This window comes from Serratia sp. T13T92, from assembly GCF_047530105.1.
Classification (GTDB): domain Bacteria; phylum Pseudomonadota; class Gammaproteobacteria; order Enterobacterales; family Enterobacteriaceae; genus Chania; species Chania fonticola.
In genome coordinates this window covers 1-8,558 of the sequence record NZ_JBLJAK010000080.1, presented here as the reverse complement: position 1 = coordinate 8,558, position 8,558 = coordinate 1, and the positions used below count along the sequence as shown (strand labels likewise).

The 8,558-nt window shown below is 54.4% G+C and carries 9 protein-coding genes; 1 reads left to right on the top strand and 8 read right to left on the bottom strand.

Going from position 1 to position 8,558, the window contains the following annotated elements:
• Positions 1-126: 126 nt before the first annotated feature.
• The 8 genes from rlmC to ACMV5I_RS28660 form a co-directional block, all read right to left on the bottom strand.
• Entirely contained in the window at positions 127-1,254 is a 1,128-nt protein-coding gene (rlmC, locus tag ACMV5I_RS28695; protein WP_414825884.1) for a 23S rRNA (uracil(747)-C(5))-methyltransferase RlmC, read from the bottom strand.
• Between the two features lie 144 nt (positions 1,255-1,398).
• Entirely contained in the window at positions 1,399-2,244 is an 846-nt protein-coding gene (potI, locus tag ACMV5I_RS28690) for a putrescine ABC transporter permease PotI (RefSeq protein WP_021804974.1), read from the bottom strand.
• Positions 2,241-3,203 (bottom strand): putrescine ABC transporter permease PotH, encoded by a 963-nt coding sequence (potH, locus tag ACMV5I_RS28685; protein ID WP_021804975.1) that lies wholly within the window; start codon positions 3,201-3,203, stop codon positions 2,241-2,243. Before potH ends, potI begins: the two co-directional genes overlap by 4 nt.
• 24 nt (positions 3,204-3,227) lie before the next feature.
• A complete protein-coding gene (gene potG, locus ACMV5I_RS28680) occupies positions 3,228-4,361 on the bottom strand; it encodes a putrescine ABC transporter ATP-binding subunit PotG (protein WP_121606445.1) in 1,134 nt (377 codons plus the stop codon).
• A 109-nt stretch (positions 4,362-4,470) separates the two neighbouring features.
• Positions 4,471-5,580, bottom strand: a complete 1,110-nt coding sequence (potF, locus tag ACMV5I_RS28675) for a spermidine/putrescine ABC transporter substrate-binding protein PotF (RefSeq protein ID WP_021804977.1) — start codon at positions 5,578-5,580, stop codon at positions 4,471-4,473.
• A 395-nt stretch (positions 5,581-5,975) separates the two neighbouring features.
• Positions 5,976-6,455: a YbjN domain-containing protein gene (locus ACMV5I_RS28670; protein WP_024528635.1), complete on the bottom strand. Its 480-nt coding sequence runs from the start codon at positions 6,453-6,455 to the stop codon at positions 5,976-5,978.
• Positions 6,456-6,629: 174 nt separating this feature from the next.
• Complete coding sequence (rimK, locus tag ACMV5I_RS28665) at positions 6,630-7,532, bottom strand: 30S ribosomal protein S6--L-glutamate ligase (RefSeq protein ID WP_024485542.1); 903 nt, start codon at positions 7,530-7,532, stop codon at positions 6,630-6,632.
• A gap of 57 nt (positions 7,533-7,589) precedes the next feature.
• Complete coding sequence (locus tag ACMV5I_RS28660) at positions 7,590-7,889, bottom strand: YbjC family protein (protein ID WP_021804980.1); 300 nt, start codon at positions 7,887-7,889, stop codon at positions 7,590-7,592.
• Positions 7,890-8,127: 238 nt separating this feature from the next.
• Here ACMV5I_RS28660 and ACMV5I_RS28655 point away from each other — a divergent pair, with 238 nt between their 5' ends.
• The gene (locus ACMV5I_RS28655; protein ID WP_021804981.1) at positions 8,128-8,391 is read left to right on the top strand and encodes a GrxA family glutaredoxin; all 264 of its coding nucleotides are present in this window, start codon (positions 8,128-8,130) and stop codon (positions 8,389-8,391) included.
• The last annotated feature ends 167 nt before the right edge of the window (positions 8,392-8,558 follow it).

Genomic DNA, 8,558 nt, shown 5'->3' with positions numbered 1-8,558 from the left:
TCTCTCCCACGGGCTCATAGGCACTAGGGTTAGGGGGAGCTCACCGGCTATCTCCCGATGATCAGTCGGGGATCTTCTCCGCTAAGGCGGAGAAGATCAAGACATAAGGGTTAGGGTGAGGGGCCATTATTTCCGGACTAGCAGCGTCAACACTTCGTAATGGGCAGTATGCGGGAACATATCAAATAGCTGAACGCGCTCAACTCGGTAATCGGGCAACATCGCCAAATCCTTCGCCATACTTAACGCATTACAGCTGGAATAAAGAATAAAACCCGGCGCCATGCGGTTGAGATAATCACACAGCTCGTTGCCAATCCCCCGGCGCGGCGGGTTCACCAAGACCAACTCAGGAACCTCTCCCTCAGCGGTGGCAAATCGGGTCGAATCCAGCGCCTGGAAATCCACCTGCTGTAAGCCGAGAGTTTGTGCCGACTGTTTGGCACAGGCAATCGCCTCTGCGCTGATTTCAATGCCGGTCAGCCGGGTTTGCGGCTGTGCGCAATGCAACCCGAAGCCGCCAACTCCACAGAACAGATCCCACATGCTGGCAATCCCCAGCGCCCGTACCCAATCCCGTGCGGTGGCATACAACTGGCTGGCCACCTGCGGATTGGTTTGAAAAAAGCTCTGCGGGCGAATGTATAACGGCACCTGGTTGAACCGCTCTTCCAACGCCTGCTGTTCGGTCAGCGGGATTTCATGCTCGCCTTCCATGATCGCCATGTGTACTGGCTGAATATTGGCGGAGATCACCTTCAACTGCGGCAACTGCTCTTGTAACCAAGGCAAGGCCGCACGGAGTTGCGCCAGCTTGCTTTCGGAACGCAGCACAAAGCGCAGCATCAGGCCGCCGCTGAAGGTGCTTTCCGTCAGAAGTAAATATTTCAGCTCGCCACGTTTGCGCGCCACGTTATAAGGCGTTAACCCGGCACGAGGGATAAAGTCTTTTAATACCGCGAAAATCGGTGCAAAGCTGGCCGGGTACAACGGGCAATCACACAGGTCTACCGGCGTGCCATCACGGTGCAACATGCCAAGCAACGGCCGCTCAACGCTACCGCTGACCACCATTTTCGCCTTGTTGCGAAATGCACTCTGTTCACCCGTCACCGGTTCCAACCACTGCGCGACATCGCGATCCGCCAGCAAGGATTGCAGATGATGTTGTTTTTCTTTCAGTTGCTGGGGATAAGGCTTTTCCAGCCACTGACAGGAACGGCAGGTGCCCGCCGAGTACAAAGCGCAATGCATGAATAGTAACCGTTAACTCAGGATGACCAATGAGGGCGCAGATTGTACCACCCAACGCGGATAAAAACTTATTTACGAGGTCAGAACAAGATAAAACGCCGCCCGGTCAGGCGGCGCTTGAAGCTCGATTAATCGTCAACAGCATCAGCCACGAGCGGCCCTTTGCAGTTCACGCGCGCGCTGTTTTTCCGCCCGCGCCATAAACCACCAGGCAATAAACCCGATGATCCCCACCACCAGCAGGATCAGCGTCGCCAAGGCGTTGATCTCCGGGTTAACCCCCATCCGCACGCTGGAGAATACCAGCATTGGCAAGGTGGTGGCCCCAGGCCCGGCCACGAAGCTGGCAATCACCAGATCGTCCAACGAGAGAGTAAACGCCAGCATCCAGCCCGAGATCAGCGCCGGGGCAATCATCGGCAAGGTGATCACGGAAAACACCTTCAGCGGCGTCGCGCCCAGATCCATCGCGGCCTCTTCGATCGAACGATCCAGTTCACGCAGGCGCGAACTGATAACGACCGACACATAGGCGGTACAGAAGGTGACGTGCGCCAACCAGATGGTGAACATCCCACGCTCAGAAGGCCAACCAAAGGTGTGCCCCATAGCCACAAACAGCAGCAGCAGCGACAAACCGGTGATCACGTCTGGCATAACCAGCGGTGCGGTGAGCATAAAGGCAAACCCGGTCGAACCCCGGAAACGCCCAAAGCGCACCATCACCATCGCGGCAATGGTGCCGAGGATCACCGCCGCCGTGGCGGAAGCAGCCGCAATGGTCAAACTCAGGCCAACTGCGCTGATCATCGCCGAATCGTGGAACAATTCGATATACCAACGGAACGACCATCCCGCCCAAACGGTAACCAGCTTGGAGCTGTTGAACGAGTAGATCACCAGCATCAGCATCGGTGCGTAGAGGAAGGTGAAACCGACCACCAGAATCGCTATGCGCCACGGTGAGCGCACTACCGGCAAGTTATTCATCCCTGCCCTCCCATTTCCTTGTTCTGGTGCTTGTGGAACCAGAGAATAGGTACAATCAGCAACAGCAGCATCACGGTAGCAACCGCCGAGGCGACCGGCCAGTCACGGTTATTGAAGAACTCCTGCCAGAGCACGCGGCCAATCATGATGCTGTCTGGCCCGCCGAGCAGTTCCGGGATCACGAACTCCCCCACCGCCGGGATAAACACCAGCATCGAGCCGGCAATGATACCGCCACGCGTTAACGGCATGATCACGCTGAAGAAGGTTTTCAACGGCTTGGCCCCCAGATCCAGCGAGGCTTCAACCAGCGAGTAATCAAGGCGCGTCAGCGCGGTATAAATTGGCAACACCATAAACGGCAGATAGGAATAAACGATGCCGATATACACCGCCAGATTGGTATGCAGGATCACCAGCGGCTGATCGATCACCCCCAACCACATCAGGAAGTTGTTCAACACCCCGTTGTTCTTCAGTATCCCCATCCAGGCATACACGCGGATCAGGAATGACGTCCAGGAAGGCAGGATCACCAACAGCAGCAGAATGTTACGGGTCGACGGCTTACTGTGCGCCACCGCCCACGCCAGCGGATAGCCGATCACCAGGCAGCACAGCGTTGAAACCGCCGCGATCTGCAAGGATTGCAGATAGGCATCGATGTATAACGGGTCATCGGTCAACTGCAGGTAGTTGGCAAAGTTCAGCGCAATATCGAGTTTGCCGTCTGCCCAACTCATCAGATCGGTATAAGGCGGTACCGCCAAGGCCAGCTCTGAGAGGCTGATCTTGAACACGATCAGGAACGGCAGCATAAACAACAGCAGCAGCCACAGCAGCGGCAGCGCGATCACCAACTTGCGGCCATGGGCCATCTGCAAACGTTGGATAAACGCCTTAATCGGGCCGGGTACTCTTGCCGGAGGCTCCGGCGAACGTTCAGAAAGCAATGTCATGGTGGTTACTCCTCACGTTCTCAACTACACCGTCAGAACCACACAGCTGTCGGTTTCCCAACACAGGCGCACTTCATCACCCCAGGTCGGCATCCCTTTGCGGAAGCGATGGCCGTTTTGCAGCTGCGCACTGATCATCTGCCCGCTGAGCAGTTTGACGTGGTAGATCGACAGATCGCCCAGATAGGCGATGTTCACCACCTCACCCACTGCAAAGTTGCAGCCGTCTTCCGGCACTTCCTCACACAGCATGATCTTTTCCGGGCGGAGCGCGACCTGAATAGGCACACCGTCTACCACCGATGAATCAGGATCGACCTTAAGCGCATGGCGTAACCCCGGACTTTGCAGGATCAATGCATCATCTCGCCGCTCCTGCAACACGCAATCGAACACGTTGACCGAACCGATAAACTCGGCGCTGAAACGGCTGTTCGGGTGCTCGTAGATCTCTTCCGGCTCACCGATTTGCACAAACTTGCCGCGGTTCATGATGGCGATACGGCCAGCCATGGTCATCGCTTCTTCCTGATCGTGGGTGACCATGACGCAGGTCGCGCCCACGCGCTCCAGGATATCCACCACTTCCAGCTGCATACGATCGCGCAGTTTTTTATCCAGCGCGCCCATCGGTTCGTCCAACAGCAACAGCTTTGGCCGTTTTGCCAGGCTACGTGCCAGAGCCACACGCTGGCGTTGCCCGCCGGAGAGCTGGTGCGGCTTACGCTTGGCGTATTCCTGCATATGCACCAGCGTCAGCATTTCTGTGACGCGCTCGTTAATTTGCGCGCGCGGCATTTTGTCCTGCTTGAGGCCAAACGCGATGTTCTGCTCCACCGTCATATGGGGGAACAGCGCATAGGACTGGAACATCATATTCACCGGGCGCTGGTATGGCGGCACATGGGACATGTCCTGGCCATCGAGGACAATTTGCCCTTCCGTCGGCTGTTCAAAACCGGCCAACATACGCAGCAACGTCGATTTTCCACAGCCAGAAGGCCCCAACAGCGCAAAGATTTCGCCCTTGTAGATCGTCAGGCTGACGTCTTCTACCGCATTCTGGCCGTCAAAGGTTTTGGTGAGGTTACGGATTTCCAGCAGAGGGGTGAAAACCTTCTGCGATTTGGCTAGCGGACGAGGGATAACGTCGTTCAATCGGGGTGCTCTCCGGCTAAAGCAGTACGAACAACCACAGCAATTGCCATGGCCCACAATGGCAATGCAGGCGGGTTAACCCCGCCTGCCGAACATCAGAATCGGGTATTTACTTCCCGCTTTTAACTTTAGTCCATGCACGGGTAACAACACGGTCAAGTTTTGGCGACTGTACGTTCAGCGTGTAAAGTTTGGCGCGAATATCTGCCGGTGGGTAAACGTTCGGGTTATCACGCACCTCGGCATTCACCAGCGGCGTGGCGTCTTTTACCGCGTTGGCATAAAACACGTGGTTGCTGATATCCGCGATCACCTCTGGCTTGAGCAGGAAGTTCAGGAACTGGTAGGCCGCATCTTTGTTTTTGGCATCGGCTGGCATCGCAAACATGTCAAAGTAGGTCAGCGCCCCTTCTTTTGGAATGGAGTAGGCCACATTGACGCCGTTTTTGGCTTCCTTGGCACGGTTCGCGGCCTGCATGATGTCGCCAGACCAGCCAATGGCCACGCAAATATCCCCGTTAGCCAGATCGTTAATGTACTGGGACGAGTGGAAATAGCGGATATTCGGGCGCAGCTTCATCAGCAGATCGTTGGCCGCACCGGTGTAATCTTCCGCACTGGTGCTGTTAGGATCTTTACCCAAATAGTGTAAGACGGTGGCATAGACTTCGCTTGGCGCATCCAGGAAGGAGACACCACAGCTTTTCAGCTTCTCCAGGTTTTCCGGTTTAAGGATCAGATCCCAGCTATCAACCGGGGCATCTTTACCCAGCACCGCTTTGACCTTATCGACGTTATAGCCAATGCCGGTGGTCACCATCATGTAAGGGATACCGTACTTATTCTCCTTGTCGTTATGCGCAACCAGTTGCAGCATCTCGGGATCAAGGTTTTTGTAATTAGGTATCTTGCTCTTGTCCAGCGCTTCAAAAATACCGGCTTTGGACTGGCGCTCAAGGAAGTTGGAGGAAGGAACCACCAAGTCATAACCGGTGCTGCCCGCCATCAGTTTGCCTTCCAGAACCTCGTTGGAATCAAAGACGTCATACACCACTTTGATGCCGGTTTCTTTCTGGAATTTGGCCAGGGTATCCGGTGCAATGTAGTCGGACCAATTGTAGATGTGCAGCGTATTGTCTGCGGCCGACGCGGTGAGGCAAGCCGTCATCAGCAAGCCGCCAACCACACCCGATAACCACTTTTTACGTTGGGTGACCATCCGTAACTTCCTCCAAAACAAGGGGTAAATTTGTATCCTGAAAGGATACAACGCCTTTGATTAGCCGAGCGCAATCGTTGCGATCGCGAGTGAATAGCTATGCAGTTGATTGCATGCGATTTTCTCACCTGCCAGCCCACGAGGTCACAAACAGGAGCGTCAGCCTTTAGCAAGATCAGCAGCATAACCGGAGTTGCCAGACGGTGCCAGCCTCCAGGGTAAAAAACGCCGTTTATCGATTAATTATGCACGGGGTCTGTATGTGATGCGGCAATAACGGCCTAAAAGACGAGAAATATCTGGCAATAAGGGGAGAAACGCAGAATATTTGTTTGTGGAGGAAAATCCGGGCTGCGTGCCGCCAGATCTGCGGCACACATAATGTACAGCGAAGATTAATGCAGCATCGGTTGGCTGGCTACGGTAGCCGGGTTCTCTTCTTCATCACCCATAAACAGCAGATCGTTCGCCCTGGCTTCCAGGATCACCATCGAGATCTGTTCTTCGCCCTGTTGCATAAAGTGGGCAAACTGCTCATAGGCTACGCCCACGGCAATGCTCAAAGACTGGCAAACGATCAGCTTTGGCAAATTATCGTCTTGAATATCAACAAAGGCCTTGATGGTCAGCGAGCTGGCATTGATTTGACTGAGATCGGCCACCAGCGGGATCAGTGCGGTTGGCTTAACTTCGGCCAACGCGGAAAACAGGATCACATTGTCCACCAGATCGAGCTTGGCATCGAATACGCCGTCAAAGTTTTGCATGTGCGGCAGGTGTAGCGCCTGGCAAGAGTCACATTCAAAAAACGAGATCCCCAACTGATCCAACCAACGTCGTAATAACGCCAAATCGGGGACGATGAGTGAATCCATAAATTACCAGCCTCACAGGGTTCAATGACATGAAAAGGCGCATAGCTTACGGAATATTCAATCGAGATGCCACGATCAAAGCCGCTTAATTCACTAATACGACAACATCACACAACCTATCCGCACCTGCGATCCCCCGTACACGCTTGGCGCGACAGAGGAAAGCGCAATTTATCATCCGCCAGATTTCAGACGAAAGCCAGGCCGGGCTTGTTGCTCAATGTACTCGATCATCATGCCTGCAATATCCAACCCGGTGGTGGTTTCAACGCCTTCTAACCCCGGCGATGCATTCACCTCCATCACCAGCGGGCCACGATCGGCACGTAGGATATCAACCCCGGCAACATCCAGCCCCAGCGTCTCCACGGCCTTGATCGCCGTTGCGCGTTCCTTGCCGGTGATATGCACTTTACGAGCCGTGCCACCACGGTGCAGGTTCGACCGAAACTCCCCAGGCTTCGCCTGGCGTTCAATCGCGGCAACTACCCTGCCGCCAACGACCAGGCAGCGAATGTCACAGCCGTTGGCTTCGCGGATATACTCCTGCACCAGGATATGGGCATTCAGGCCACGAAAGGCGTCGATCACGCTCTCCGCCGCCTGGCGAGTTTCGGCCAATACCACGCCGATCCCCTGTGTCCCTTCAACCAGCTTCACCACCAGCGGTGCGCCGCCCACCAGTTCGATCAAATCACCGGTGTCATCCGGCGAATGCGCAAAGCCGGTAATGGGCAGATCAATCCCCTGGCGCGCCAGCAGTTGCAGCGAACGCAGCTTGTCACGGGCGCGGGTAATGGCTACAGATTCATTGAGTGGATAGCTGCCGAGCAGTTCAAACTGGCGCAGCACGGCAGTGCCATAAAACGTAATAGCAGAACCGATACGCGGGATCACGGCATCGTAACGTTCCAACTGGCGGCCACGATAATGAATGCTTGGTGCCGCCGGGTTGATATTCATATAACAAGACTGCGGATCGATAACATCGATACGGTGCCCACGCTGCTCTGCAGCCTCACGCAGTCTTTTACATGAGTACAGCGAACCATCGCGTGAAAGAATGGCAATTTTCACTCGTCACCCCTAAAGGCGTTGATCACCTGCATTGGCAGGCATTCCCCATAGCCGCGTTTAGTCTTGCGGTCCCTGGTCTTGTTTATCTTTCGGCGGGGTACGCCGATCGTTCTGCGGCGGCTGGCCACCGCGCAGTAGCGGGCCGAACCCTTGAACTACGCGCCAGACCAAAAACGCGGCTGCCGGAACCATCATGAAGACGCCAAGAAAGATCATGCCAACCGCCGCCTGTTGCGAAGCCAGCATACCCGGCAAGCGCACGTAGTCATGAATACTCAGATAAGAGAGTATCAACAGCACCATGCCCAATCCTTCAAGCACCAGCACAGAACGCGGTAAGTCACCGAATGAACGCATATTTTTTTCTCCAGACTCACTGTGTCCAGTGTAGTAAATTCGCCATCACAGCAACAGCCCTAGTTGATTAATCGGTTCTATAAATCAAACCAAGAGGCAGATCCTGCTTTTTTTTAGCTCCACCAACGGGCATAGTAAGCGCCATGACGTGAGTGATAGCGCAACTGAAGTCTTTTTATGACGGAAGGAATGTCGTTACAATAACGGTTAATTATTAATAACAGACTAGGAGTGTTACATGTTTGCTGTAATCTTCGGGCGTCCGGGCTGTCCTTACTGTGTCCGTGCTAAAGAGCTGGCAGAGAAATTGACTGAAGAGCGTGACGATTTCAACTTCCGTTATGTTGATATTCACGCAGAAGGCATCACCAAGGCCGATTTGGAAAAAACCGTGGGCAAACCGGTAGAAACCGTGCCGCAGATCTTTATCGATCAGACCCACATTGGCGGCTGCACCGATTTTGAAGCCTACGCCAAAGAAAATCTGAACCTGTTCCAGTAAGCTTCAAGCTCGAACAAAAAAAGGCCACCGAACGCAGGTGGCCTCAGACTGATGACGAACCCCATTATTTTGATGGGGTTCGTTGTTTTTAGCGACCGTAGGTCGCGATCGCGATATTTTCCCACCACACTGCTTTTTGCTTTTTCTGAGGGCCTCTATGGGGCTCC

Coding starts and splice junctions, on each gene's coding strand:
- rlmC (WP_414825884.1), bottom strand. CDS start 1,254: ATGCATTGCGCTTTGTACTCGGCGGGCACCTGCCGTTCCTGTCAGTGG.
- potI (WP_021804974.1), bottom strand. CDS start 2,244: ATGAATAACTTGCCGGTAGTGCGCTCACCGTGGCGCATAGCGATTCTG.
- potH (WP_021804975.1), bottom strand. CDS start 3,203: ATGACATTGCTTTCTGAACGTTCGCCGGAGCCTCCGGCAAGAGTACCC.
- potF (WP_021804977.1), bottom strand. CDS start 5,580: ATGGTCACCCAACGTAAAAAGTGGTTATCGGGTGTGGTTGGCGGCTTG.
- ACMV5I_RS28670 (WP_024528635.1), bottom strand. CDS start 6,455: ATGGATTCACTCATCGTCCCCGATTTGGCGTTATTACGACGTTGGTTG.
- ACMV5I_RS28660 (WP_021804980.1), bottom strand. CDS start 7,889: ATGCGTTCATTCGGTGACTTACCGCGTTCTGTGCTGGTGCTTGAAGGA.
- ACMV5I_RS28655 (WP_021804981.1), top strand. CDS start 8,128: ATGTTTGCTGTAATCTTCGGGCGTCCGGGCTGTCCTTACTGTGTCCGT.